General features: G+C 71.8%; 19 protein-coding genes and 2 pseudogenes. 10 read left to right on the top strand and 11 right to left on the bottom strand.

Annotated features, from left to right (window positions below; all coding sequences use genetic code 11):
* Positions 1 to 259: 259 nt before the first annotated feature.
* Positions 260 to 982 (top strand): annotated as a pseudogene (locus KUM39_RS28660) (phosphatase PAP2 family protein); the annotation flags it as partial.
* Here KUM39_RS28660 and KUM39_RS04045 read toward each other — a convergent pair.
* The 8 genes from KUM39_RS04045 to KUM39_RS04010 form a co-directional block, all read right to left on the bottom strand.
* Positions 924 to 2768, bottom strand: coding sequence for a chitinase (locus KUM39_RS04045; protein ID WP_217783947.1), 1845 nt, complete (start codon positions 2766 to 2768; stop codon positions 924 to 926). The pseudogene KUM39_RS28660 and the gene KUM39_RS04045 sit on opposite strands and share 59 nt — an antisense overlap.
* A gap of 239 nt (positions 2769 to 3007) precedes the next feature.
* Entirely contained in the window at positions 3008 to 3460 is a 453-nt protein-coding gene (locus tag KUM39_RS04040) for a hypothetical protein (protein WP_217783946.1), read from the bottom strand.
* Between the two features lie 142 nt (positions 3461 to 3602).
* Positions 3603 to 5033: an NAD(P)/FAD-dependent oxidoreductase gene (locus tag KUM39_RS04035; protein ID WP_217783945.1), complete on the bottom strand. Its 1431-nt coding sequence runs from the start codon at positions 5031 to 5033 to the stop codon at positions 3603 to 3605.
* A gap of 75 nt (positions 5034 to 5108) precedes the next feature.
* The gene (locus KUM39_RS04030) at positions 5109 to 5909 is read right to left on the bottom strand and encodes an ABC transporter permease (RefSeq protein ID WP_217783944.1); all 801 of its coding nucleotides are present in this window, start codon (positions 5907 to 5909) and stop codon (positions 5109 to 5111) included.
* Positions 5910 to 6839: an ABC transporter permease gene (locus KUM39_RS04025; protein WP_217783943.1), complete on the bottom strand. Its 930-nt coding sequence runs from the start codon at positions 6837 to 6839 to the stop codon at positions 5910 to 5912. It lies immediately after the preceding gene.
* A 2-nt stretch (positions 6840 to 6841) separates the two neighbouring features.
* Positions 6842 to 7999: an ABC transporter ATP-binding protein gene (locus tag KUM39_RS04020; RefSeq protein WP_217783942.1), complete on the bottom strand. Its 1158-nt coding sequence runs from the start codon at positions 7997 to 7999 to the stop codon at positions 6842 to 6844.
* Positions 8000 to 8001: 2 nt separating this feature from the next.
* Positions 8002 to 9249 (bottom strand): polyamine ABC transporter substrate-binding protein, encoded by a 1248-nt coding sequence (locus KUM39_RS04015; RefSeq protein ID WP_217784019.1) that lies wholly within the window; start codon positions 9247 to 9249, stop codon positions 8002 to 8004.
* A 104-nt stretch (positions 9250 to 9353) separates the two neighbouring features.
* Complete coding sequence (locus tag KUM39_RS04010; RefSeq protein WP_217783941.1) at positions 9354 to 10889, bottom strand: gamma-aminobutyraldehyde dehydrogenase; 1536 nt, start codon at positions 10887 to 10889, stop codon at positions 9354 to 9356.
* Between the two features lie 175 nt (positions 10890 to 11064).
* Between KUM39_RS04010 and ybiA the strand changes: the two genes are divergently transcribed.
* On the top strand, positions 11065 to 11679 hold the full coding sequence (ybiA, locus tag KUM39_RS04005; protein ID WP_372455705.1) for a riboflavin biosynthesis intermediates N-glycosidase: 615 nt from the start codon (positions 11065 to 11067) through the stop codon (positions 11677 to 11679).
* Positions 11680 to 11736: 57 nt separating this feature from the next.
* Here ybiA and KUM39_RS04000 read toward each other — a convergent pair whose 3' ends face one another.
* Positions 11737 to 12588: a DUF4190 domain-containing protein gene (locus KUM39_RS04000; protein WP_308288033.1), complete on the bottom strand. Its 852-nt coding sequence runs from the start codon at positions 12586 to 12588 to the stop codon at positions 11737 to 11739.
* Between the two features lie 209 nt (positions 12589 to 12797).
* Between KUM39_RS04000 and KUM39_RS03995 the strand changes: the two are divergent.
* A pseudogene (locus KUM39_RS03995) lies at positions 12798 to 13929 on the top strand (adenosine deaminase).
* A gap of 90 nt (positions 13930 to 14019) precedes the next feature.
* A complete protein-coding gene (locus KUM39_RS03990) occupies positions 14020 to 14703 on the top strand; it encodes a glycerophosphodiester phosphodiesterase (protein ID WP_217783938.1) in 684 nt (227 codons plus the stop codon).
* 76 nt (positions 14704 to 14779) lie between these two features.
* Here the strand turns inward: KUM39_RS03990 and KUM39_RS03985 are convergent, their stop codons facing one another.
* Positions 14780 to 15454 (bottom strand): DUF6308 family protein, encoded by a 675-nt coding sequence (locus tag KUM39_RS03985; RefSeq protein ID WP_217783937.1) that lies wholly within the window; start codon positions 15452 to 15454, stop codon positions 14780 to 14782.
* A 96-nt stretch (positions 15455 to 15550) separates the two neighbouring features.
* On the opposite strand from KUM39_RS03985, the gene KUM39_RS03980 reads away from it, so the two are divergent.
* Genes KUM39_RS03980 through KUM39_RS03965 form a run of 4 tightly spaced genes read left to right on the top strand, consistent with a single transcriptional unit; the run spans position 15551 to position 19810 of the window.
* Positions 15551 to 16555, top strand: a complete 1005-nt coding sequence (locus KUM39_RS03980) for a GNAT family N-acetyltransferase (RefSeq protein ID WP_217783936.1) — start codon at positions 15551 to 15553, stop codon at positions 16553 to 16555.
* Positions 16552 to 17961, top strand: a complete 1410-nt coding sequence (locus KUM39_RS03975; protein ID WP_308288032.1) for an extracellular solute-binding protein — start codon at positions 16552 to 16554, stop codon at positions 17959 to 17961. Before KUM39_RS03980 ends, KUM39_RS03975 begins: the two co-directional genes overlap by 4 nt.
* A complete protein-coding gene (locus tag KUM39_RS03970; RefSeq protein ID WP_217783935.1) occupies positions 17958 to 18944 on the top strand; it encodes a carbohydrate ABC transporter permease in 987 nt (328 codons plus the stop codon). The genes KUM39_RS03975 and KUM39_RS03970 overlap by 4 nt, the downstream gene beginning before the upstream one ends.
* The gene (locus KUM39_RS03965) at positions 18941 to 19810 is read left to right on the top strand and encodes a carbohydrate ABC transporter permease (protein WP_308288031.1); all 870 of its coding nucleotides are present in this window, start codon (positions 18941 to 18943) and stop codon (positions 19808 to 19810) included. The genes KUM39_RS03970 and KUM39_RS03965 overlap by 4 nt, the downstream gene beginning before the upstream one ends.
* Before the next feature lie 106 nt (positions 19811 to 19916).
* Here the strand turns inward: KUM39_RS03965 and KUM39_RS03960 are convergent, their stop codons facing one another.
* The gene (locus tag KUM39_RS03960) at positions 19917 to 21356 is read right to left on the bottom strand and encodes a gamma-aminobutyraldehyde dehydrogenase (protein WP_217783934.1); all 1440 of its coding nucleotides are present in this window, start codon (positions 21354 to 21356) and stop codon (positions 19917 to 19919) included.
* Between the two features lie 260 nt (positions 21357 to 21616).
* On the opposite strand from KUM39_RS03960, the gene KUM39_RS03955 reads away from it, so the two are divergent.
* Both KUM39_RS03955 and KUM39_RS03950 read left to right on the top strand, forming a co-directional pair.
* Entirely contained in the window at positions 21617 to 22189 is a 573-nt protein-coding gene (locus KUM39_RS03955; protein ID WP_217783933.1) for an Lrp/AsnC family transcriptional regulator, read from the top strand.
* A 2-nt stretch (positions 22190 to 22191) separates the two neighbouring features.
* The gene (locus KUM39_RS03950) at positions 22192 to 23556 is read left to right on the top strand and encodes an aspartate aminotransferase family protein (RefSeq protein ID WP_217783932.1); all 1365 of its coding nucleotides are present in this window, start codon (positions 22192 to 22194) and stop codon (positions 23554 to 23556) included.
* Positions 23557 to 23642: the final 86 nt, after the last annotated feature.

The following is a 23642-nucleotide window of genomic DNA, read 5'->3' as shown; positions in this document are numbered from 1 at the left end:
ATACACCCCGCCCACAGGGGACTGTGGGCGGTCTCTGACCGCGGCTTTCCCCAGCTTCGGTCTGGTTCGTGCCCTCGCGCACACATCCGGGGCCTGACGGCTCCGGGATCTCCTCACCGATCGGACGGTCGCCGCCCCAAACCCCCCGGGGCGCGCGACGTTCCGGTCCGGACGGCCACCTCGGAACCACCCCCCCCTGTTCCGGGGTGGCCGACCTCCTTCTCCCTTCCTGATCGGCGGACCTGCGAAGCTGGGTCCCGTGCCGACATCAGCCCGCCCCGAGCGGTTCGTACGGATCTCCGTCGCCGCGCTGCTCATCGTCCCGGCCGTGCTGTTCGCCCTGATCACCTGGCAGGTGCTGACACACGGCCCGCTGCTCGGCGCGGACGCCCGCCTCAGCCGGGCGCTGGTCCACCCCGACCGCCCCGCCGAACTCCTCGCGGACCTCGGCAACGTCCAGGTCGCCGTGCCCGTCCTCGTCCTGGCCCTCGCCCGCGCCGCGTGGCGCGGCCGGGGTCTCGGCGTGGCGCGGTGGTGGCTGCCGCCGGTCGCGGCGGCCGGGGTGATGGCGCTGGTCCCGGCGTTCGTGGTGCCGCTGAAGGTGTGGACCGACCGGCCGGGGACCCCCGTGGTGCCCCCGGCCACCGGCTACTTCCCCTCCGGTCACACGGCCACGGCCGCCGTGGCGTACGGGTCGGCGGCCCTGGTCCTCCTCCCGCTGCTGCGGACGGCCGCCGCCCGCCGTACGGTCACCGCCGTGGCGGTGCTCCTGGTCGCGGCCGTCTCCTTCGGCCTGGTGCGGCGCGGCTGGCACTGGCCGCTGGACGTGGTGGCCGCCTGGTGTCTGTCCACCGTGCTGCTGACCGCGCTGTCCCTGGTACCGGGCGTACGACGCCCCGCCGCACCGAACGGTCCGGCCGGACTCACCCGAAGTAGCCGTCGAACGTCCGCTGGAACTCCCAGTTGGAGAAGCGGTCCCAGTTCACCGACCACGTCATCAGACCCCGCAGACCCGGCCACGTCCCGTGGGTCGCGTAGGAACCGCAGTTCGTCCGCTTCGTGAGGCAGTCGAGGGCCTTGGTGACCTCGCCGGGGGCGACGTAGCCGTTGCCCGCGTTGACCGAGGCGGGCATGCCGATGGCGACCTGGTCGGGGCGGAGCGCGGGGAAGACGTTGCCCGTGTCACCGGCCACCGGGAAGCCGGTGAGGAGCATGTCGGTCATGGCGATGTGGAAGTCCGCGCCGCCCATCGAGTGGTACTGGTTGTCCAGGCCCATGATCGGACCGGAGTTGTAGTCCTGGACGTGCAGCAGGGTCAACGCGTCCCGCAGCGCGTAAATCACCGGGAGATAGGCGCCGCAGCGCGGGTCTTGGCCGCCCCACTTGCCGCTGCCGTAGAACTGGTAGCCGTTCTGCACGAAGAAGGTCTCCGGGGCCATCGTGAGCACGAACCCGCTGCCGTACTTGGCCTTGAGGGTCTTCAGCGCGGAGATCAGGTTGACGATCACGGGCGTGGTCGGGTTCCTGAAGTCCGTGTCGCCGGCGTTCAGGGAGAGCGAGTGGCCCTCGAAGTCGATGTCGAGGCCGTCGAGCCCGTAGGTGTCGATGATCTTCGAGACGGAGGAGACGAAGGTGTCGCGGGCAGCCGAACTGGTCAGCTGAACCTGCCCGTTGGCGCCGCCGATGGAGATCAGCACCTTCTTCCCGGCCGCCTGCTTGGCCTTGACCGCCGCCTTGAAGTCGGCGTCGCTCTCCACGTTGGGGCACTCGGAGACCGGGCAGCGGTTGAAGCGGATGTCTCCGGAGGTCACCGAGGTGGGCTCGCCGAAGGCCAGGTCGATGACGTCCCAGCTGTCGGGCACGTCGGCGAGCCGGGTGTAGCCGGAGCCGTTGGCGAAGGTGGCGTGCAGATAGCCGACGAGCGCGTGCGCGGGCAGCGCGCCCCCGCCGGTCCCGCCACCCCCGCCGCCCCCGCCGGACGCGGTGGTCGCCGAGACGGTGGCCGAACGCGCCGATTCCCCGCTCGCGTTGGAGGCGGTGACCTGGAAGCCGTACGAGGTGGCGGGCGAGAGTCCGGTCACGGTGGCCGAAGTCCCGGTCACCGTCTGGACCTTGGCACCGTCGCGGTAGACGGCGTACCCGGTGGCGCCGCTCACCGCGTTCCAGGACAGGGCGACCGAACTGGACGTGACCGTACCGGCCTTGAGCCCGGCCGGGGCGGCGGGCGCCTGCCCGGTGCCGCCTCCGCCACCGCTTCCGGCGGGTCCCACGAGGGTGAGGTCGTCGGCGTAGTAGGCGCCGGTGCCGTACCAGCCGTGGGTGTAGACGGTCACCTTGGAGGTGGCGGCGCCGGTGGTGAAGGTGGTGGTCAGCTTCTGCCAGTCGGGGGCCGACTGGGTCCAGGTGGAGACGTCGGTGGTGCCGGTGCCGTTGGCGCCGAGGTAGACGTAGGAGCCGCGCACCCAGGCGGACAGGGTGTACGTGGCGTTCGGCTGGACGCTCACCGTCTGCGCACACTGGGCGTTGTCGCTGCCCGCCGGGGTGGCCTGGAGGGCGGAAGTCCCGCTGTGCACGGGTGAGTTCACCGTCTTCCCGGCCGTGCAGGTCCAGCCGTCGAGGCCGGACTCGAAACCGCCGTTGCGGGCGAGGTCGGCGTCGGCCGCGTGGGCGGCCGACGAGAGCGCGGTCAGCCCCGGCACGGCCAGCAGCGCGGCCGTGAACAGGGCGAGGACGGATCTGGGGCGTCCGGCGCGTCGGGAGGGGTCCACAAGTGCCTCCGGTGTCTGGGGAGTTGGAGGGGTGGAGCGTCCTTCGGTGGAGCGTCGTTCTGTTGAGCTTCCTTCGACGGAGCGTCCTCAATTTGGTCCAGACCAATTCGGTTGTCAAGGTTCCGGACACCCGGAACCGCCCGCCGGACGGCGCGCCGCCCCCCGCCAAGCGCCACGTCGCCCGCCAGGCACCGCGTCACCCGCCGGGCGCCGCATCGCCCCTCCGCCGGAGCCCGGCGCTAGCCGTGGCCCTCCCCCGTCGGCCCCGCCGCCGCCTCGTGCATCGCCAGTTCCAGCAGCGCCGGGTCGGTGAGGGTGCCGGAGCCGTCGGGCGGGATGAGCCAGCGCACGCCCTGGGTGGCGCGGCCGGGGTACGGCACGACGATCCAGGTGCCGGGCCCCGCCGTGCGGATGCCGGTGCCGAGCCAGCGGGCGGCGGTGCCGGGGGGTACGAAGAAGCCGACCCGGTTGTCCCCGAAGTCCACCAGCACCGGGCCGGGCCGGTCGAGCACCCGGGTCAGCACGTCGAGCGTGGGATAGCCGAGGCCGCCCGGCAGGATCAGCACGTCCCAGGCGCGGCCCGCCGGGAGCAGCGCGACCCCGAGGGGACTGCGTTCCCACTCCCAGCGGCAGGCGTCCGGGTCCGGTGCGACCGATGCGAGCCACTCGACCGCCGTCTTCGCCCCACTCATGCCGGGACCTCCCTCTCCGTCGTGGACGCGGGCGCGTCACCAAGGAGAGGGAGGTCGGCCGGGGGTCATTACGCGGGTCCGGGCTCCCCTTTCGAGTGATCCGGATCACGCCGTCGGCGACGGTGGGCCCGGCGGGAAGGCGTCAGCTGTCGAAGCCCAGCCCCAGCCGGTCCATCGTGCGCAGCCACAGGTTGCGGTGCCCGGCGCGGGCGTCCGCGCGGGCCAGGGACCACTTGGTGAGGGCGATGCCGGTCCAGGCGAAGGGCTCGGGCGGGAACGGCAGCGGCTTCCTGCGGACCATCTCCAGCCGGGTCCGCTCGGTGTCCTCGCCGTCCAGCAGGTCCAGCATCACATCGGCGCCGAAGCGGGTGGCGCCGACACCGAGCCCGGTGTACCCGGCCGCGTACGCCACCTTTCCCCGGTGGGCGGTGCCGAAGAACGCGGAGAAGCGGGAGCAGGTGTCGATCGCGCCGCCCCAGGCGTGGGTGAAGCGGACGCCCTCCAGCTGCGGGAAGCAGGTGAAGAAGTGCCCGGCGAGCTTGGCGTACGTCTCCGGGCGGTCGTCGTACTCGGCCCGCACCCGGCCGCCGTAGTGGTGGACGGCGTCGTAGCCGCCCCACAGGACGCGGTTGTCGGCGGAGAGCCGGAAGTAGTGGAACTGGTTGGCCGAATCGCCCAGGCCCTGCCGGTTCCGCCAGCCGAGCGAGGCGAGCCGCTCCGCGCCGAGCGGCTCGGTCATCAGGGCGTAGTCGTAGACCGGGACGGTGTACGAACGCACCCGGCGCAGCAGGCTGGGGAAGATGTTGGTGGCCAGCGCGACCCGGCGGGCGCGGACCCCGCCGTACGGGGTGCGGACCGCCATCCCGGCGCCGTAGGGGCGCAGGTCCAGGGCGGGAGTGTGCTCGTACACGCGCACACCGAGATCGAGGCAGGCCCGCTTGAGTCCCCAGGCGAGCTTGGCCGGGTGGAGCATGGCGACGCCGGTGCGGTCCCACAGGCCCGCCTCGAAGGTGGGCGAGTCCACCTCGGCGCGCACCGCGTCGGCGTCCAGGAAGTCGATGCCGTCGGCGAGGCCCTTCTCGGTCAGCTCGCGGTGCCAGTCGCGCAGTTCCCACGCCTGGTAGGTCTCGGTGGCGACGCCGATCTCGCCGGTGCGCTCGAAGTCGCAGTCGATGCCGTGCCGGGCGAGGGCGGCCTCGATCTCGTCGAGGTTGCGCCGCCCGAGCTTCTCCAGCGTGTGGATCTCGTCGGGCCAGCGGGTCAGCCCGTTGGGCAGCCCGTGGGTGAGGGAGGCGGCGCAGAAGCCGCCGTTGCGGCCGGAGGCGGCCCAGCCCACCTCGCGGCCCTCCAGCAGCACCACGTCCCGGTCCGGGTCCCGCTCCTTGGCGTTGAGCGCGGTCCACAGTCCGCTGTACCCGCCGCCGACGACCAGCAGGTCACAGGTGTCGGCGCCGGTCAGCGCGGGCTCGGGGCCGGGTCTGCCGGGGTCGTCCAGCCAGTACGGGACCGGCCGGGCTTCGGAGAGCGCGGCGGTCCAGTCGTCTCTGCCACTGCTCATGGCGCTCGGGGCCATGATGTCAACTCCCTACGGAACTGCGGGACTTGGGGACATGTGAGGAGTGCCCGGGGGCGGTGGTACGGGTGCGGACTACGCCCGGCGACGGCCGCGGCGGCCGGTGATCAGCATCGAGACCAGCACGAACACCACGGCGACCAGGAACATCGCGGTGCCGATGACATTGATCTGGACGGGCGTTCCGCGCTGTGCCGAGCCCCAGACGAACATCGGGAAGGTGACGGTGGAGCCCGCGTTGAAGTTGGTGATGATGAAGTCGTCGAAGGAGAGCGCGAAGGACAGCAGCGCGCCCGCCGCGATACCGGGGGCGGCGATGGGCAGGGTGACCCGCACGAAGGTCTGCACCGGCCCGGCGTACAGGTCGCGGGCGGCCTCCTCCAGGCGTGGGTCCATCGACATCACGCGGGCCTTGACGGCGGTGACGACGAAGCTCAGGCAGAACATGATGTGCGCGATGAGGATGGTCCAGAAGCCGAGCTGCGCGCCGAGGTTGAGGAACAGGGTGAGCAGCGAGGCGCCCATGACGACCTCGGGCATCGCCATCGGCAGGAAGATCAGCGAGTTGACCGCGCCGCGCGCCCGGAACCGGTAGCGGACCAGCGCGAACGCGATCATCGTGCCCAGCACGGTGGCGCCGAGGGTGGCCCAGACGGCGATCTGGAGGCTGACGGAGAGCGAGCCGCACAGCCCGGCGACCCCGCACGGGTCCTGCCAGGCGGCGGTGGAGAAGTGCTGCCACTGGTAGTTGAAGCGCCCCGTCGGCCTGTTGAAGGAGAACACCGTGACGATGACGTTGGGGAGCAGCAGATAGCCGAGGGTGAGCAGTCCCGCGATGACCACGAGACGGTGCTTGAGCCAGCTGACGACAGGCATTTAGACCAGGTCCTCCGTCCCGGAGCGGCGGATGTAGACGGTGACCATGCCGAGGATCGCGGCCATGAGGATGAAGGAGAGCGCGGCGGCCGTCGGGTAGTCCATGACGGTCAGGAACTGCGACTGGATGACGTTGCCGATCATGCGGGTGTCGGTGGAGCCGAGCAGTTCGGAGTTGACGTAGTCACCGGCCGCCGGGATGAAGGTGAGCAGGGTGCCGGAGACCACGCCGGGCATGGACAGCGGGAACGTCACCTTGCGGAAGGTGGTGGCGGGCCGGGCGTAGAGGTCTCCGGCCGCCTCGTGCAGCCGTCCGTCGATCCGCTCCAGCGAGGTGTAGAGCGGCAGGATCATGAACGGCAGGAAGTTGTACGTCAGTCCGCAGACCACGGCCGTCGGGGTGGCGAGGACGCGGTCACCGGCCGTCCAGCCGAGGAAGTCGGTCAGGGCCAGGATGTGCAGGGAGTTCAGCGCGTGCACGATCGGGCCGTCGTCGGCGAGGATCGTCTTCCAGGCCAGGGTGCGGATCAGGAAGCTGGTGAAGAACGGCGCGATGACCAGCACCATGATCAGGTTGCGCCAGCGTCCGGCGCGGAACGCGATCAGGTAGGCCAGCGGGTAGCCGAGCACCAGACAGAGCACGGTGGCCGCGGCGGCGTAGAGCACCGAGCGCAGGAACTGCGGCCAGTACTGGCTGAAGGCGTCCCAGTAGGTGGCGAAGTGCCAGGTGACCTTGTAGCCCTCTTCGAGTGAGCCGGTCTGCACGGAGGTGGACGCCTGGTAGACCAGCGGCAGCGCGAAGAACACCACCAGCCAGAGCAGGCCGGGCAGCAGCAGCCAGTACGGGGTGAACCGGCCGCGCCTGCGCGCGGGCGCGGGTTCGGGCGCGGCGGGGGCGAGGGGCGGGGGCGCCTCGGTGAGCGTGGGCATGATCAGGCGGCCTCTTCCCCGGTGTCCGTGCCCGCGTCGATGGCCTGCGCGGCGTCGAGACCGAAGGTGTGGGCCGGGCTCCAGTGCAGGACGACCTCGGCGCCGGGCACCAGCCGTCCGTCCCGCTCCACGTTCTGGACGTAGACGGCGAGCTGGTCGCAGACGGGGCTGTCGATGACGTACTGGGTGGAGACGCCGATGAAGCTGGCGTCCGCGATCCGGCCGGTGAGGCGGTTGCGGCCGTCGGGGACGGTCCCGGCGTCGTCGGCGTGCGCGAGGGCGATCTTCTCGGGGCGGATGCCGACCAGCACCTTGCCGCCCGGCACCACCGGGGCGGAACACCGTCCGGCGGGCAGCACCAGCTTGCCGCCGCCCGCCCGGAGGACGACGTCGTCCCCGGCGACCGTGTCGATCTCCGCCTCGACCATGTTGGAGGTGCCGAGGAAGTTGGCGACGAACGTGGTGCGCGGGTTCTCGTACAGCTCCGTGGGGGCGCCGAGCTGTTCGACGCGGCCCGCGTTCATCACGGCGACCGTGTCGGCCATCGTCATGGCCTCCTCCTGGTCGTGCGTGACGTGCACGAAGGTGATGCCGACCTCGGTCTGGATGCGTTTCAGCTCCAGCTGCATCTGGCGGCGGAGTTTGAGGTCGAGGGCGCCGAGCGGTTCGTCCAGGAGGAGTACCTGGGGGTGGTTGATGAGGGCGCGGGCGACGGCGACGCGCTGCTGCTGGCCGCCGGAGAGCTGGTGCGGCTTCTTGCGGGCCTGCTCCCCGAGCTGGACGAGGTCGAGCATCTCCCCGACCTGCTTCTTGACGCTTTTGACGCCGCGCCGGCGCAGTCCGAAGGCGACGTTCTCGAAGATGTCGAGGTGCGGGAAGAGCGCGTAGGACTGGAAGACCGTGTTCACCGGCCGCTTGTACGGCGGGAGACGCGTGACGTCCCGGTCGCCGAGGTGCACGGTGCCGCCGGTCGGTTCCTCCAGGCCCGCGATCATGCGCAGGGTGGTGGTCTTGCCGCAGCCGGACGCGCCGAGCAGCGCGAAGAAGGAGCCCTGCGGCACGGTCAGGTCCAGCGGGTGTACGGCAGTGAAGGCGCCGTAGGTCTTGCCGATGCCGGTGAGGCGGACGTCGCCGCCCGTGGCCGTGGTCGTCGTCTTCATGGTCACGCCCCTGTGAGCTTCGAGAACTTCTCTTCGTACGCCGTCTCTTCCTTCGAACTCAGGGAGCGGAAGGCGTGGGACTTCGCCTGCATGGCCTTGTCCGGCACGATCAGCGGGTTGTCCGCCGCGTCCTTGTCGATCCTGGCGAGGTAGGGCTTCACCCCGTCCACGGGCGTCACGTAGTTGATGTAGGCGGCCAGTTCGGCGGCCTGCTGGGGCTCGTAGTAGAAGTCCATGAGCCGTTCGGCGTTGGCGCGGTGCCGGGCCCGGTTGGGGACGAGCATGTTGTCGGTGGAGGTCATGTAGCCGCTGGGCGGTACGACGTAGTCCACGTCGGGGCTGTCGGACTTGAGCTGCACCACGTCACCGGCCCAGGCGAGGCAGGCGGCGAGGTCGCCCTTGGCCAGGTCGGAGGTGTAGTCGTTGCCGGTGAAGCGGCGGATCTGGCCCTTGTCCACGGCCTTCTGGAGCCGGGCCAGGACGGCGTCGAAGTCGTCGTCCCCGAACCGGGCCGGGTCCTTGCCCATGTCGAGCATGATCATGCCGATGGTGTCGCGCATCTCGGAGAGCATGCCGACGCGGCCCTTGAGGGCGGGGTTGTCGAGCAGGTCGGAGACGGTCTTCACCTCGACGCCGTCCAGCGCCTTCCTGTTGAACGCGATGACCGTGGAGATGCCCTGCCAGGGGTAGGAGTAGGCGCGGCCGGGGTCCCAGTCGGGGTTGCGGAACTGGGGCGAGAGGTTGGCGTAGGCGTGCGGCAGCAGGGAGGGGTCGAGCTTCTGCACCCAGCCGAGCCGGATCAGCCGTCCGGCGAGCCAGTCGGTGAGGACGATGATGTCCCGGCCGGTGTCCTGACCGGCGGCGAGCTGCGGCTTGATCTTGCCGAAGAACTCGTTGTTGTCGTTGATGTCCTCGGTGTAGTTGACCTTGATCCCGGTGCGCCGCCGGAATGTGTCGAGCGTCGGGTGGTGCTTGCCGGAGTCGTCCACGTCGATGTACTCGGTCCAGTTGGAGAAGTTGACGACCTTCTCCGTGGCCGAGTGGTCCTGCGAGGACACGCTGCCCCGCGCCAGCCCGGCCGGGGGGATGCCGCAGGCGCTCAGGGTGCCGAGGCCGCCGACCGCGAGCGCGCCGCCCGCGCCCGCCCGCAGCAGGGAGCGGCGGGTCAGGGCCGCGCGCCCGTTGCGCAGACTGCGCCTGAGGGCTGCCGCCTGGGGCGGGGTCAGGCGTTCGGGCTCGTACTGCTCCATGCGCGTGGTGGCCTTTCGGGTGAGGGTCGGCCTGGTCACCGGCCTGTGGTCTGACGCGGTCCCCGTGTCCTCGACGGTGCTGGAATGTGCGGGCGGACCGGTGGTCAGCGGTCCCCGAAGACGGTGCGGTGCCAGTCCTTCGCGGCCACCGCGGTGTTGTCGAACATGACGTGTTTGACCTGGGTGTACTCCTCGAATGAGTAGACCGACATGTCCTTGCCGAAGCCAGAGTTTCGGTGTCCCCCGTGGGGCATCTCACTGAGGATCGGGATGTGGTCGTTGATCCACACGCAGCCCGCGCGCAGTTCGCGGGTGGCGCGGTTGGCCCGGTAGACGCCGCCCGTCCAGGCGGAGGCGGCGAGGCCGTAGGGGGTGTCGTTGGCGAGGGCAATGCCCTCGTCGTCCCCGTCGAAGGGCAGGACGACCAGGACCGGGCCGAAGATCTCCGTCTGGACGGTCTCGCTGTCCTGGGCGGCGTCCACGATCAGGGTGGGCCGGTAGTAGGCGCCGTCCTCCAGTTCCCCGCCGGGTGCCTCGCCGCCGGTGACGACGCGGGCGTGCGCGCGGGCCCGGTCCACGAAGGCGGCGACGCGGTCGCGGTGGGCGTGCGAGACGAGCGGTCCGAGGTCGGTGCCGGGTGCGAACGGGTCGCCGAGCCGTACGGTCTCCATCAGCGCGGCCGTGCGCGCCACGAACGCGTCGTACAGCGGGCGCTGCACATAGGCGCGGGTGGCGGCGGTGCAGTCCTGGCCGGTGTTGATGAGCGAGGCGGCGACGGCGCCCTGCACGGCGGCGTCGAGGTCGGCGTCGTCGAACACGACGAAGGGCGCCTTGCCGCCGAGTTCCAGGTGGAGGCGTTTGACGGTGGCGGTGGCGAGTGCCGCGACCCGCCTGCCGACGGCGGTGGAGCCGGTGAACGAGGTCATGGCCACGTCCGGGTGCCCGACCAGCCGCTCCCCCGCCTCCCGTCCGGTCCCGGTGACGATGTTGACGACACCGTCCGGGATGCCCGCGTCCGTGGCCGCCCGCGCGAACATCAGCGAGGTCAGCGGGGTCAGCTCGGACGGCTTCAGCACGATGGTGTTCCCGGCCGCGATCGCCGGGAGGATCTTCCAGGCGGCCATCTGGAGCGGGTAGTTCCAGGGCGCGATCGACCCGACGACCCCGATGGGCTCGCGCCGTACGTAGGAGGTGTGGTCGCCGGTGTACTCCCCGGCGGACTGTCCTTGCAGGTGGCGGGCGGCGCCCGCGAAGAACGCGGTGTTGTCCACGGTGCCCGGTACGTCGAACTCGCGGCTGAGCTTGAGCGGCTTGCCGCACTGGAGCGACTCGGCGCGGGCGAACTCCTCGGCGCGTTCCGCGAGCACCCCGGCGAACCGGTGCAGGGCGTCGGAGCGCTCGCCGGGGGTGGCCCCGGCCCAGCCGGGGAACGCGGCGCGGGCGGCGGCGACGGCCGCGTCCACGTCGTCGGCGCCCGCGAGGCCGTACGTCAGGACCTCCGCGCCGGTGGCCGGATCGACCACGGTGTGCGCGTGGCCCGACGTGCCGTGCGCGAGCCGTCCGGCGATGTACTGCGCGCCGTCCGCGAAGTGGTCCCGCGCGGGAAACCGTTCCGGGGTGGCGGTGCCCGGTGTGTGCATGTCGCTCTCCTCCGCCGAGGGCCCCAGTGGGGACGGGTGGCGTAGCTCCAGCTCGATGTGACTGCCGATCCTGACAGAACGGATGGACTCCAACAAGTGATTCCGTTGTTGCCTTTTGGTTAAGCGACGGAATCTGTCGGCCAGGTGTCGAGTCGGGGCGGAAAGGGCGGGCGGATTGTCCGTGGTGGGTGCCACACTCGCGTGCATGGAGTGGACCAACGGGGAGACCGACGGGGAGAGGGCCGCGCTCGACGCCCTGACCAGCAGGATCGGGAAGGGCGGGCGGGTGAGGTATCTGCACTTCTGGGGACACCGGCCGCTGCCGGACGGCCGGATCGGCGCGAGCTGTCTCAGCCAGTGGTGGCCGTCGCCGTTCACGGTGGACGGCGTGCGCTACGCGACGGCCGAGCACTGGATGATGGCCGGGAAGGCGCGGCTGTTCGGTGACCCGGAGGCCGAGGCCCGGGCGCTGGCGGCGCGCACCCCGGCCGAGGCGAAGAAGCACGGACGGCTGGTGCGGGGCTTCGACGAGGAGGTCTGGCGGCGCGAGCGCTTCCGTCTGGTGACCGAGGGCAGCACGCACAAGTTCGCCGCCGACCCGGCGCTGCGCGCGTTCCTGCTGAACACGGGCGAGCGGGTGCTGGTCGAGGCGAGTCCGGTGGACCGGATATGGGGCATCGGCCTGGCGGCCGACGACGAGCGGGCGCAGGACCCGGCACGCTGGCGGGGGCTGAACCTGCTGGGGTTCGCGCTGATGGAGGCGCGGGAGCGGCTGCGGGCGGCGGCCTGAGGCCCGCAGCCGCCCGGTCCCCACGCCACCGCGGCGGCAGGGGACCGGGGCCGCCGGTCAGCCCTGGGGCTGATAGGGCGCGGAGATCCGGGGCGCGGAGTTGTAGTAGGGATCGTCGCCGACCCCTCCGTCGTCGTCGTGCCGGGCCGCGTAGACGAACGCCACGATCAGCGAGGTGATCACGGCAACGCCGATCACAATGCCGATGACGCCGGTGATCAGACCCGCCTGGGCCTGCCCGCGGTTCGTCGCCTCGCCCCGGTCGGCCCGCTTCTTGCCCTGCACACCGAGCACCACCGCGATGATGCCGAGGATCAGCGAGAGGACGCCGTAGACGCAGAACAGGCAGATGGACAGGATGCCCAGCACCATCGCCGCGGTGCCCAGCTGGTTCTGCGGGGCCATCGGCATACCGGGCCAGCCGCCGCCGTAGCCCTGCGGCTGGCCGGGGTAGCCGTAGCCACCGGGTCCCTGCGGGTAGCCCGTGGGCGTCTGGCCCGCGTACGGCGCGGAGGCGCCGGGCGGCGGGTAGGCACCCGGCGCACCGGGCGGCGGGTACGACGCGGCGGGCGTCGCCGGTACGGGCGGGACGGCACCCGGCGCACCGAAGTCACCGCCGGGCACGGCGGCCATCGTGGCCTGGTCGTGCACCGAGGGAGGCACCGTGCCCTGCGGGTACGGCGGCGTGTCCTGGGGCCCGGACCGGTCCGGGGCCGGGAACGGGCTCGCGGGCGGGGGCCACTGGCCCGGCGCACCGGCGGGCGGTGCCGCCGGGGCGTGGCCGGGCGGCACGGAACCGGTCGCGGGCCCGCCCTTGTCCAGCGACAGCTTGTGGTCCGGCTCGTCGGCGGGCGGTGCCCACGGGTCGAAGCCCGCCCCGCCGCCGTCCTGCCGTGGCTGGTCCGTCACGTTTCCCCATCCCCCTCAGTCGATCGTCCCGCCATCGTAGAACGTGCCGTTGACCGGCCCCCGCACGGGTCGGCGCGCTGCGGGGCCCCGCACCGGCGGCCTCACCGGTCGGCCCGCGCGGCGGCGCGGGCAGCGGGGCGCGGGGGGAACCGTCCCGCCACCCCGTCCCCCGAACGGCCTACGATGACCCCCGCACCGCCGATCAGCCGATCACCCGCGCCCGCTTGCCGGACCCCGTGTCCACGGGCGCCGTTCTCCGGGGAGGACCCCTTGACCGACCGCAGCTCCGTATCCGCAGCCGGAACGCCCGACCGCGATCTGCACGCCTTCGTCGCCGGACTCCCCAAGGCCGAACTGCACGTCCACCACGTCGGCTCGGCCTCCCCGCGCATCGTCTCCGAACTGGCCGCCCGGCACGCCGACTCCAAGGTGCCGACCGACCCCGAGGCGCTGGCCGACTACTTCACGTTCACGGACTTCGCGCACTTCATCGAGGTGTACCTGTCCGTGGTGGACCTCATCCGCACCCCGGAGGACGTCCGGCTCCTCACCTACGAGGTGGCCCGCGACCTGGCACGCCAGCAGGTCCGGTACGCCGAGCTGACCATCACCCCGTTCTCCTCCACCCGGCGCGGCATCGACGAACTGGCGTTCATGGCCGCCATCGAGGACGCCCGCAAGGCAGCCGAGGCCGAGTTCGGGACCGTACTGCGGTGGAGCTTCGACATCCCCGGCGAGGCCGGGCTCGAAGCGGCCGAGGAGACCGCGCGGCTCGCCACCGAGGACCGGGTACGTCCCGAGGGCCTGGTGTCGTTCGGGCTCGGAGGCCCCGAGATCGGCGTGCCCCGCCCGCAGTTCAAGCCGTACTTCGACCGTGCCGTCGCCGCCGGGCTGCACTCGGTGCCGCACGCTGGTGAGACGACCGGCCCGCAGACCATCTGGGACGCGCTGACCGACCTGCACGCCGAGCGCATCGGCCACGGCACCAGCGCCGCCCAGGACCCGAAGCTCCTCGCGCACCTGGCCGAGCACCGCATCGCCCTGGAGGTGTGCCCGACCTCCAACATCGCCACCCGTGCCGTGCGCACCCTGGACGAGCACCCGGTGCGGGAGTTCGTGAAGGCGGGCGTGCTGGTCACCATCAACTCCGACGACCCGCCCATGTTCGGCACCGACCTGAACAACGAGTACGCGGTCGCCGCCCGCCTGCTCGACTTGGACGAGCGGGGCCTCGCGGACCTGGCGAAGAACGCCGTCGAGGCGTCCTTCCTCGACCCGGCGGGCAAGGCGCGCATCGCCTCCGAGATCGACACGTACACGACGGCCTGGCTCGCCCGCTGAGCCGGGCCGCCCCGGCCCACCGGTCCGCGCGGAGCGGCCGATGCGGCCGGTGCGGCCCGCGGAGCGCCGGGCATGACCACAATGGGGGCCATGCAGACCGTGACCGTCGTGGCCCACCGCGGCGACCCCTACCGTGTCCGTGAGAACACCCTCGACTCCCTGCGTTCCGCGCTCGCCCTGGGCGCGGACGCGGTGGAGACCGACGTACGGCTGACCCGCGACCGGGTCCCCGTGCTGCTGCACGACCCGACGCTGCTGCGGCTGTGGAACGTGGACCGCCCGCTGCACGCCCTGTCCGCCGACGAGGTGCGCGGCCTCACCGGCGGCGGTGTCCCCACCCTCGCCGAGGCACTGGCCGCGACCGACGGGCACCGCGTGATGCTGGACCTGTGCGGCGGCGTGGACCGTCGCACGGTCGCCCCGGTGGTGGACGCGGTACGGCAGGCGGACGCGGCGGACCGTGTCTTCTACTGCGCCGGGGCCGAGGCGATGCTCGCGGTGCGGGCCGTCGATCCCGGCGCCGAGATCGCGCTCACCTGGACCAGCCTCGCCCCGCCCCGCGCGGCCCTGCTCGCCGCGATCGGCCCCCGCTGGCTCAACTACCGCTTCTCCCTGGTCAACCGCGACATCGCCGCCCGTGTCCACCGCGACGGACACCTGCTCTCGGTCTGGACCCCGGACACCCGGCGCTCGCTGCGGCGGATGCTGGCGGTGGGGGTGGACTCGATCACCACGAACCGGGTGGACGTGCTGCGGGGGGCGCTGGAGTCCTGAGCGGGGGGGGGCGTGGGGCGCGGGGGCAGGGGGGCGCGGGCGCGGGGGCGCGGGGGCGCGGGCGCGGGGGCGCGGGTCAGCCTCCGGCGCAGTTCTTCGCGCGGTGCCGCTCGTGGTGGCCCGTCCAGACGACCACGTCGCACACCCGGAGCGCGCTGACGTCGCCGGGGACACCGGCCCGCCTCCCCAGCGCCGTCAACTCCCGGTGCAGCGCGCCGTCTTCCGCCCGCAGGGCCGCGTGCAGACCGAGCCAGAAGTCCCGCGGGCGGCCCAGCGCGCACTTCACGACGTTGTCGTAGACGGGCAGCAGGCGCGGGCGCTTGCGGGCCATCAGCTTTCCGGCGATGACCCAGCCGACCTCGGGACGCGAGCGCAGCAGTGTCCAGGCCGTGTGCGCGGCCGAGCCCTCGGCCAGCTCGGCTGCCGCCGCGTCGGCCATGTCCACCCCGACCGGGATGCGCGCGAGCTGCTCGGACATCAGCCGCCCCAGGTCCCCCTCCAGGAGATCGACCGCGACCCGCACCGGCACGGTGACCGACAGCGTCTGCACCGCGATCAGGTCCTCGGCGGTCACCACGTTCGCGGTGTCCGCACGGTCGCCGCCGCCCGCGAGGGACTCGAACCAGCTGCCCGTGTACGCCTCGCCCCCGATCCCGAAGTAGCTCCGCAGCGACTTCTCGGCCTCCTCGGCACCGATCAGGCGGTGCAGGCGCGCGGCCAGGGACTCGGCGGGCGCATCGTCGAAGGGCATGCCAGATCGTAGACCGCTTCGGCGTTTCGCATCCCCGTACTTCCGGGACGGGCCCGTACATTTCCAGCCACCGCGAACGGAAGGACGAGCCCGCCGATGACCCTGCCCAGCACGCGGCCCGACGCACGGCGCGACACGGGGCCGCGCACCGGGACGCGCGGGTTCCGCGCCGGTGACGGGCCGCCGCTGCTGGCGGCCTGGCGGCGGGCCGCGCCCGCCGACCCGCTCGCCGCCGACCGCTTCCGCTCACTGGTCCTGCTGGACGCGAACTTCGACCCGGCGGGACTGCGGGTCGCGGTCGAGGACGGCAGGATCGTGGGCGCGGCCCACGCGGTGCGCCGCCTGACCCCGCTGTACGGCACCGATCCGGAGCCCGAACAGGGCTGGATTCCCTTCTTCTTCGTCGATCCCGCCGCGCGCGGACGCGGCCTGGGCCGACGGCTGCTGACCGAGTCCCTCGACTGGCTTGCCCAACAGGGCCGCACCCGCGTGGACTTCGCGTCGTACACCCCCAACTACGTACTCCCCGGCCTCGATACGAAGGCGTACCCGGAGGCCGCCGGGCTCCTCGCCTCGCTGGGCTTCGTGCCGCTGTACGAGGCGGCGGCGATGGACCGCACGCTGGTGGGCCACCGGATGCCGCCCGAGGTGACGGAACGCCTGGCCCGACTGACCTCCGAGGGCTACGAGTTCAGCACTCCCGCCGACGACGACCTCGTGGAGCTGGTCGCGCTCGCCGGTGACCGGTTCAACCGGGACTGGGCGCGGGCGGTGCGGGAGTGCCTGGTGGCGGGCGCCCCGCTGGACCGGATCGTGGTCGTGCGCGATCCGGGCGGGCGGCTGCTGGGGTGGGCGATGCACGGGGCGTACGAGTCGGCGGTGGAGCGGTTCGGGCCGTTCGGGGTGGTGGAGGAGGCGCGCGGGGCGGGGCTCGGGAAGGTGCTGCTGCATCTGGTGCTGGAGCGGATGCGGGCGCGCGGGGCGCACTCGGCGTGGTTCCTGTGGACCGGCGAGCACTCCCCGGCGGGCCGGCTGTACCGGGCGGCCGGGTTCCGTACGACGCGGGTGTTCACGGTGCTGCGGCGGGAGGCGGGCCGGTGACGCCGGACGGACGCGGCGCGGGTACGGCGACGGGCGGTGCGGGCGGCACGGGGCCGAGCCGTCGCCGTTTCTCCCGCGCCCTGGCCGCCGCCCTGCCCGCCTCGCTGCTCGGCGCGGGCTGCGCGGCTCCCGGCCGGGGCACCGGCCGCCCCGGTGATCCCGTCGTCCTCACCCTCCTCTCGCACTACGGCGGCGGCGAGTCGAAGGAGGCGCTGCGCGGCCCGGTGGACGAGTGGAACGCGACCCACGACCGGGTCAAGGTCCGCACCACGGCAGTGGAGTTCGACGATCTGCTGACCACGCTCATGGTCCGGCAGGCGGCCGGGCAGGGCGCCGACCTGGTACACCCGTACTGCCTGTGGACCGGCCAGCTCGTCCGCTCCGGCGTGCTGGCCCCCGCTCCCCCGGAGCACGCGGCGGAGATCCGGCGCGGCTACGGCACGGCGGCGGTCGGTGCCGCGTCGGCGGGCGGCGTGGTCCACGGCTACCCGACCGAGTTGCAGACGTACGCCCTCTACTACAACCGGCGCCTGCTGCGCGAGGCCGGTATCGATCAACCGCCGCGCACCTGGCTGGAGTTGGAGGAGGCGGCGTACCGCACCACCCGGCGGGACGGGTACGGCAACACGCTGGTGCAGGGGTTCGGGCTGTCCACGTACGACGACTCGACCACCGTCGGGCAGACCCTCGCGCTGCTCGCCTCGGCCGGGGGCGCGTTCGTCGCGGCGGACGGGCGGGGCACGGCGATCGACTCGGCGGCCGGGCGGGCGGTGTTCGCGCTGGAACGGCGGCTGGTGGACCGGGGCGCGAGCGTGCCCGGCATCAACATGTACCAGGCGTTCCCGGCGGGCCGGGTGGCGATGGTGATCGGTGCGGGCTGGTGGACGGGGAGCCTCACGTCCCGGATGGGCGCGGCCTACCGGGACGTCGGGGTGGCCCCGGTGCCGGTGCCGGAGGCGGGCGGGCGGCCGGGGACGCTGTGCACCGGGTTCCTGCTGGGCGTGAACGCGGCCGGGCCGCACCAGCGGGAGGCGTGGGAGTTCCTGCGCTGGCTGAACGCGGAGAAGGTGGGCGTGGGAAGCGGTACGGGTGCGTCAACCGGCGCTTCTCACAAAGCGGTTGGTGCGGCGACCCGGATGAGCGTCCTCCAGGCGTCCCTCGGTTCGCTCACCGGCCGGGCCGACGACATGCGGGTGCTGCTCGGCGCGGACGCGGACCCGAATCTGCGTCCGTTCCTGGAGGCGCTGGCCTACGCGGTGCCGGAGCCGAACGTGCCGGGTGCGCAGCGGGCCAAGTCGCTGCTCCGCAAGGGCATCGAGGAGCTGTGGACGGGCCGTCGTTCGGTGGACGAGGCGCTGCGCACCGTGCGCCGCCAGGTGGACCAGGAGGTGGCGCGGTCGTGGTGAGCACCCTCGTACCGGAGCGGGCAGGGCCGGAGCGGGCGGGGCCGGAGCGGGCGGGCCGGGAGCGGCGCGCGCGGCCGGTGAGCGGGGCTGCGGACGGGCCGCCGCGGACCCGGCGCCGCCGGACGGTCGTCGCGTACCTGTTCCTCTCCCCGGTGCTGCTGTTCTTCGCGGTGTTCCTGGTGCTGCCGCTGGGGTTCGCGGTGCTGTTGTCGCTGTCGCACTGGTCGGGGTTCGCGCTGAGCGGCATCGAGCCGGTCGGGCTGGACAATTTCGCGGCGCTGTTCGCGGCCGGTTCGACGTTCCTGGTGCCGGTGCTGACCAACACGCTGCTGTTCGCGCTGGGCACGGTGGCGCTGGCGCTCGGCGGGTCGGTGCTGGTGGCGTCCTGCATCGAGCGGCTGCGGTTCCAGGGGCTGTGGCGGACGCTGTACTTCCTGCCGATCGTGACGACGGTGGTGGCCGTCGGCAATGTGTGGAAGTACATGTACGAGCCGGGCGGCCTGGTCAACGGCGTGCTGAACGCGGCCGGGGCGGGTTCGGTGGCGTTCCTGGCCGACCCGGACACGGCGCTGCCGTCGGTGGTCGTGGTCCAGGCGTGGGCGTCGCTGGGTTCGGCGATCCTGGTGCTGACGGCGGGCCTGAAGTCGATCCCGGAGTCGTACTACGAGGCCGCCTCGCTGGACGGCGCCGGGCAGGCGACCGTCTTCTGGCGCATCACGCTGCCCCTGCTGCGGCCGTCGCTGCTGTTCGTGTGCGTCACCCAGTTCCTCACCGGGCTCCAGTCGTTCGCGCTGATCACCGTGATGACCAAGGGCGGTCCGGGCGACGCGACCAACGTGGCCGCGCTGGAGATGTACCGGCGGGCGTTCTCCTACGGCGACTGGGGTACGGCGAGCGCGGCGGCGTTCGTGCTGTTCGTGGTCGTACTCCTGGTGACGCTGGCGCAGTTGTGGGTGTTCCGGCGGAAGGGGGAGGAGGCGTGAGGGGCCGGGGTGTGCCGTGGGTGTCCTACCTGGTGGTGGCGGTCGGCGCGGTGCTGACGATGGTGCCGTTCCTGGACATGGTGATGACGTCGTTCAAGGGGCCCGGTGAGGCGGGCACGCTGCCGTACCGCTTCCTTCCCTCGGCCTTCGACCTGTCCAACTACCGTGCCGCGATCAGCCAGTTGAACCTGCCGCTGCTGTTCCGCAACAGCGTGGTCGTCACGGCGGCGATCACCTGCTCGGTGCTGCTGACCTCGTCGCTGGCGGGCTACGCGCTGGCCAAACTCCGCTTTCCCGGACGGGATTTCGTCTTCCGGCTGGTCCTGGCGACCATGATGTTCCCGCCGTTCCTGTTCTTCGTCCCGCACTTCCTGATCCTGGTGCACTGGCCACTGGCGGGCGGCAACGACGCCCTCGGACGCGGCGGCGCGGGCCTGACCACCGGCATCGCCGCCCTCGCCGTGCCCTTCCTCGTCAACGGCTTCGGTGTCTTCCTCACCCGGCAGTTCATGCTCTCCATCCCGGACGAGGTCCTGGAGGCGGCCCGCATCGACGGCGCCGGTGAGTTCGCCCTCTGGTGGCGCGTCGTCCTCCCCCAGACCAGGCCCGTCCTCCTCACCCTGGGCCTGCTGACCTTCGTGGACGCCTGGAACGAGTACATCTGGGCCCTGCTGATCTCCACCGCCAACCCGTCCGTCATGACCCTCCCGGTCGGCATCCAGCTCCTCCAGGACCACCTGGACCCGACCCGCACCACCCCCGTCATCATGTCCGCCCTGGTCCTGAGCACCCTCCCGGTCCTCCTGCTCTTCCTGCTGCTCCAGAAGCACTACATCCGGGGTGTGATGACGAGCGGCCTGAAATGACCGCCGCACCACGCGGAAGCGCCGGGCCGCACGCGAGGGAACTCCGCGTGCGGCCCGGCGCTTCCGGCTCGGGGTCGGGACCCGAGCGCCCCGCCGAGGGGGTGTCTCAGGCGTCCAGTGACGTCATCACGTGCTTGATCCGGGTGTAGTCCTCGAAGCCGTAGCCCGAGAGGTCCTTGCCGTAGCCGGACTTCTTGAAGCCGCCGTGGGGCATCTCCGCGACGAGGGGGATGTGGGTGTTGATCCAAACGCAGCCGAAGTCGAGGTTCTTGGACATGCGCATGGCGCGGGCGTGGTCCTTGGTCCAGACCGAGGATGCGAGGGCGTACTCGACGCCGTTGGCCCAGCGGAGGGCCTCGTCCTCGTCGGTGAAGGACTGGACGGTGATCACGGGGCCGAAGACCTCGTTCTGGATGATCTCGTCGTCCTGCCGGAGGCCGGAGACGACGGTGGGGGCGTAGAAGTAACCCGTCTCACCGACGCGGTGGCCACCGGCCTCGACCTTGGCGTGCGCGGGGAGCCGCTCGATGAAGCCGGTGACCTGCTTGAGCTGGTGGGGGTTGTTGAGGGGGCCGTAGAGCACGTCCTCGTCGTCCGGGTGCCCGGTCTTCGTCTCGGCGGCGGCCTTGGCGAGCGCCTCGACGAACTCGTCGTGGATGGACTCCTGGACGAGGACGCGGGTGGCGGCCGTGCAGTCCTGCCCGGCGTTGAAGAAACCGGCCACGGAGATGTCCTCGACGGCCTTGGCGATGTCGGTGTCCTCGAAGACCACGACCGGCGCCTTGCCGCCCAGCTCCAGGTGGACCCGCTTGAGGTCCTTCGACGCGGACTCCGCGACCTGCATACCGGCCCGCACCGAGCCGGTGATGGAGGCCATCGCCGGGGTCTCGTGCTCGACCATCATGCGGCCGGTGTCGCGGTCGCCGCAGACGACGTTGAAAACGCCCTCGGGGACGACCGAGCCGATGATCTCGGCGATGAGGACGGTGGAGGCCGGGGTGGTGTCCGAGGGCTTCAGGACGACGGTGTTGCCCGCGGCGAGCGCCGGGGCGAACTTCCAGACGGCCATCATCATCGGGTAGTTCCACGGCGCGACCTGCGCGCAGACACCGACCGGCTCACGGCGCACGATGGAGGTCAGGCCCTCCATGTACTCGCCCGCCGAGCGCCCCTCCAGCATCCGGGCCGCGCCCGCGAAGAAGCGGATCTGGTCCACCATCGGCGGGATCTCCTCGGTGCGGGTCAGCCCGATCGGCTTGCCCGTGTTCTCCACCTCGGCGGCGATCAGCTCCTCGGCGCGCTCCTCGAAGGCGTCGGCGATCTTCAGCAGCGCCTTCTGCCGCTCGGCGGGCGTCCGGTCCCGCCAGCCGGGGAACGCGCGGGCCGCGGCGGCCATCGCGGCGTCCACGTCGGCCTGCCCGGACAGCGGCGCGGTCGCGTACGCCTCGCCGGTGGCGGGGTTGACCACCTCGGTGGTCCGCCCGTCGGCGGCGTCCCGGAACTCACCGTCGATGTAGTTGCGCAGACGACGCAGCTCGGTGCTCACTGCCGGCCTCCTGAATCTGTTCGCGGATGTGGTGCTCTCCGGCGTGGCCCGCCGGGTACGGGGTGCGGCGTCGGCCGGGTGGGGCCGCGCCGGGCGTGGGACGGCCTGCTGGCGGCTGTCCGAACACTGAGACACCCACCCTAATCGGCGCCCCCACGTTTTCAACACCCCCGCCGGGCCCCTCGCTGCGAAATCCGCACGCACCGGTCTCGTAAACAACGGATTTCATCGAAGCGGCCTTGCGAAACGGTCGAGACGTCGTGCAGAGTGAGGTGGTGGCCAGTCGAAGCGCAGACCAGCAGGACTCCGCCAGCGAGTCCCGGCGGGAATCCCGCCCGTCCCGCAAGGACACCGCACGGGAGCCCCGCGAACCCCGGAACGGCACCTCTCACCTGGACGCCGTCTCCCTCGCCATCGTCGAGCAGCTCCAGCAGGACGGCCGCCGCCCGTACGCCGCGATCGGCAAGGCCGTCGGCCTGTCGGAGGCGGCCGTGCGCCAGCGCGTACAGAAGCTGCTCGACCAGGGCGTGATGCAGATCGTCGCCGTCACCGACCCGCTCACCGTGGGTTTCCGGCGGCAGGCGATGGTCGGTCTGCACGTCGAGGGCGACGTGGAGACGGTCGCGGACGCGCTGACCGCCATGCCGGATGTCGAGTACGTGGTGATGACCGCGGGCTCGTTCGACCTCCTCGCCGAGATCGTCTGCGAGGACGACGACCACCTGCTGGACGTCATCAACAAACGCATCCGGGCCCTGCCCGGCGTGCGCTCCACCGAGAGCTTCGTCTATCTCAAGCTCAAGAAGCAGACCTACATGTGGGGAACCCGATAACCGTGACCGAGAAGGACCTCAGCCGCACCGCGTACGACCACCTGTGGATGCACTTCACCCGCATGTCCTCGTACGAGAACTCGCCCGTCCCGACCATCGTCCGGGGCGAGGGCACCTACGTGTACGACGACAAGGGCAAGCGCTATCTGGACGGGCTGGCCGGGCTGTTCGTGGTCCAGGCCGGGCACGGCAGGGTCGAGCTGGCCGAGACCGCGTTCAAGCAGGCCCAGGAGCTGGCCTTCTTCCCGGTCTGGTCCTACGCCCACCCGAAGGCTGTCGAGCTGGCGGAGCGCCTCGCGGACTACGCGCCCGGCGATCTCAACAAGGTCTTCTTCACCACCGGTGGCGGCGAGGCGGTGGAGACCGCCTGGAAGCTGGCGAAGCAGTACTTCAAGCTCCGGGGCAAGCCCACCAAGTACAAGGTGATCTCCCGCGCGGTCGCCTACCACGGCACCCCACAGGGCGCCCTGTCCATCACCGGCCTGCCCGCGCTGAAGGCGCCGTTCGAGCCGCTGGTGCCGGGCGCGCACAAGGTGCCGAACACCAACATCTACCGGGCGCCGATCTTCGGTGACGACCCGGAGAGGTTCGGCCGCTGGGCCGCCGACCAGATCGAGCAGCAGATCCTCTTCGAGGGCCCGGACACCGTCGCGGCCGTCTTCCTGGAGCCGGTGCAGAACGCGGGCGGCTGCTTCCCGCCGCCGCCCGGCTACTTCCAGCGGGTCCGCGAGATCTGCGACAAGTACGACGTGCTGCTCGTCTCCGACGAGGTCATCTGCGCCTTCGGCCGTCTCGGCACGATGTTCGCCTGCGACAAGTTCGGCTACGTCCCGGACATGATCACCTGCGCCAAGGGCATGACCTCCGGCTACTCCCCCATCGGCGCCTGCATCGTCTCCGACCGGGTCGCCGAGCCGTTCTACCAGGGCGGCAACACCTTCCTGCACGGCTACACCTTCGGCGGCCACCCCGTCTCCGCCGCCGTGGGCCTCGCCAACCTCGACCTGTTCGAGCGGGAGAACCTCAACCAGCACGTCCTGGACAACGAGAGCGCCTTCCTCGGCACCCTCGGCAAGCTCCACGACCTGCCCATCGTGGGCGACGTGCGCGGCAACGGCTTCTTCTACGGCATCGAGCTGGTCAAGGACAAGGCCACCAAGGAGTCGTTCGACGAGGAGGAGACCGAGCGCGTCCTGTACGGCTTCCTCTCCAAGGCCCTGTTCGAGAACGGCCTGTACTGCCGCGCCGACGACCGGGGCGACCCGGTGATCCAGCTCGCCCCGCCGCTGATCTCCCACCAGGAGACCTTCGACGAGATCGAGCAGATCCTGCGGGCGACCCTGACGGAGGCGTGGTCCAAGCTCTGAGCCCCCGGCGTGGGGTCGTTCATCCGATCGGATGACCGGCCGCGGCCCCGGTGCCGTCCGTTCGAGTGGGAACGGCGGTCCGGGGC

Origin of the sequence: Streptomyces corallincola (assembly GCF_019104725.1) — a bacterium.
Taxonomy (GTDB): Bacteria; Actinomycetota; Actinomycetes; order Streptomycetales; family Streptomycetaceae; genus Streptomyces; species Streptomyces corallincola.
Note: the sequence above shows the minus strand (reverse complement) of the source record. Positions and strands in the feature narration are given on the sequence as shown.

Bases quoted from the DNA above. Each gene is read 5' to 3' on its own strand.
- KUM39_RS04035 (WP_217783945.1), bottom strand. From the start codon at position 5,033: ATGGCCCCGAGCGCCATGAGCAGTGGCAGAGACGACTGGACCGCCGCG.
- KUM39_RS04010 (WP_217783941.1), bottom strand. From the start codon at position 10,889: ATGCACACACCGGGCACCGCCACCCCGGAACGGTTTCCCGCGCGGGAC.
- KUM39_RS04030 (WP_217783944.1), bottom strand. From the start codon at position 5,909: ATGCCTGTCGTCAGCTGGCTCAAGCACCGTCTCGTGGTCATCGCGGGA.
- KUM39_RS03985 (WP_217783937.1), bottom strand. From the start codon at position 15,454: ATGCCCTTCGACGATGCGCCCGCCGAGTCCCTGGCCGCGCGCCTGCAC.
- KUM39_RS04020 (WP_217783942.1), bottom strand. From the start codon at position 7,999: ATGAAGACGACGACCACGGCCACGGGCGGCGACGTCCGCCTCACCGGC.
- KUM39_RS04025 (WP_217783943.1), bottom strand. From the start codon at position 6,839: ATGCCCACGCTCACCGAGGCGCCCCCGCCCCTCGCCCCCGCCGCGCCC.
- KUM39_RS03990 (WP_217783938.1), top strand. From the start codon at position 14,020: ATGCAGACCGTGACCGTCGTGGCCCACCGCGGCGACCCCTACCGTGTC.
- KUM39_RS04015 (WP_217784019.1), bottom strand. From the start codon at position 9,249: ATGGAGCAGTACGAGCCCGAACGCCTGACCCCGCCCCAGGCGGCAGCC.
- KUM39_RS03980 (WP_217783936.1), top strand. From the start codon at position 15,551: ATGACCCTGCCCAGCACGCGGCCCGACGCACGGCGCGACACGGGGCCG.
- KUM39_RS04040 (WP_217783946.1), bottom strand. From the start codon at position 3,460: ATGAGTGGGGCGAAGACGGCGGTCGAGTGGCTCGCATCGGTCGCACCG.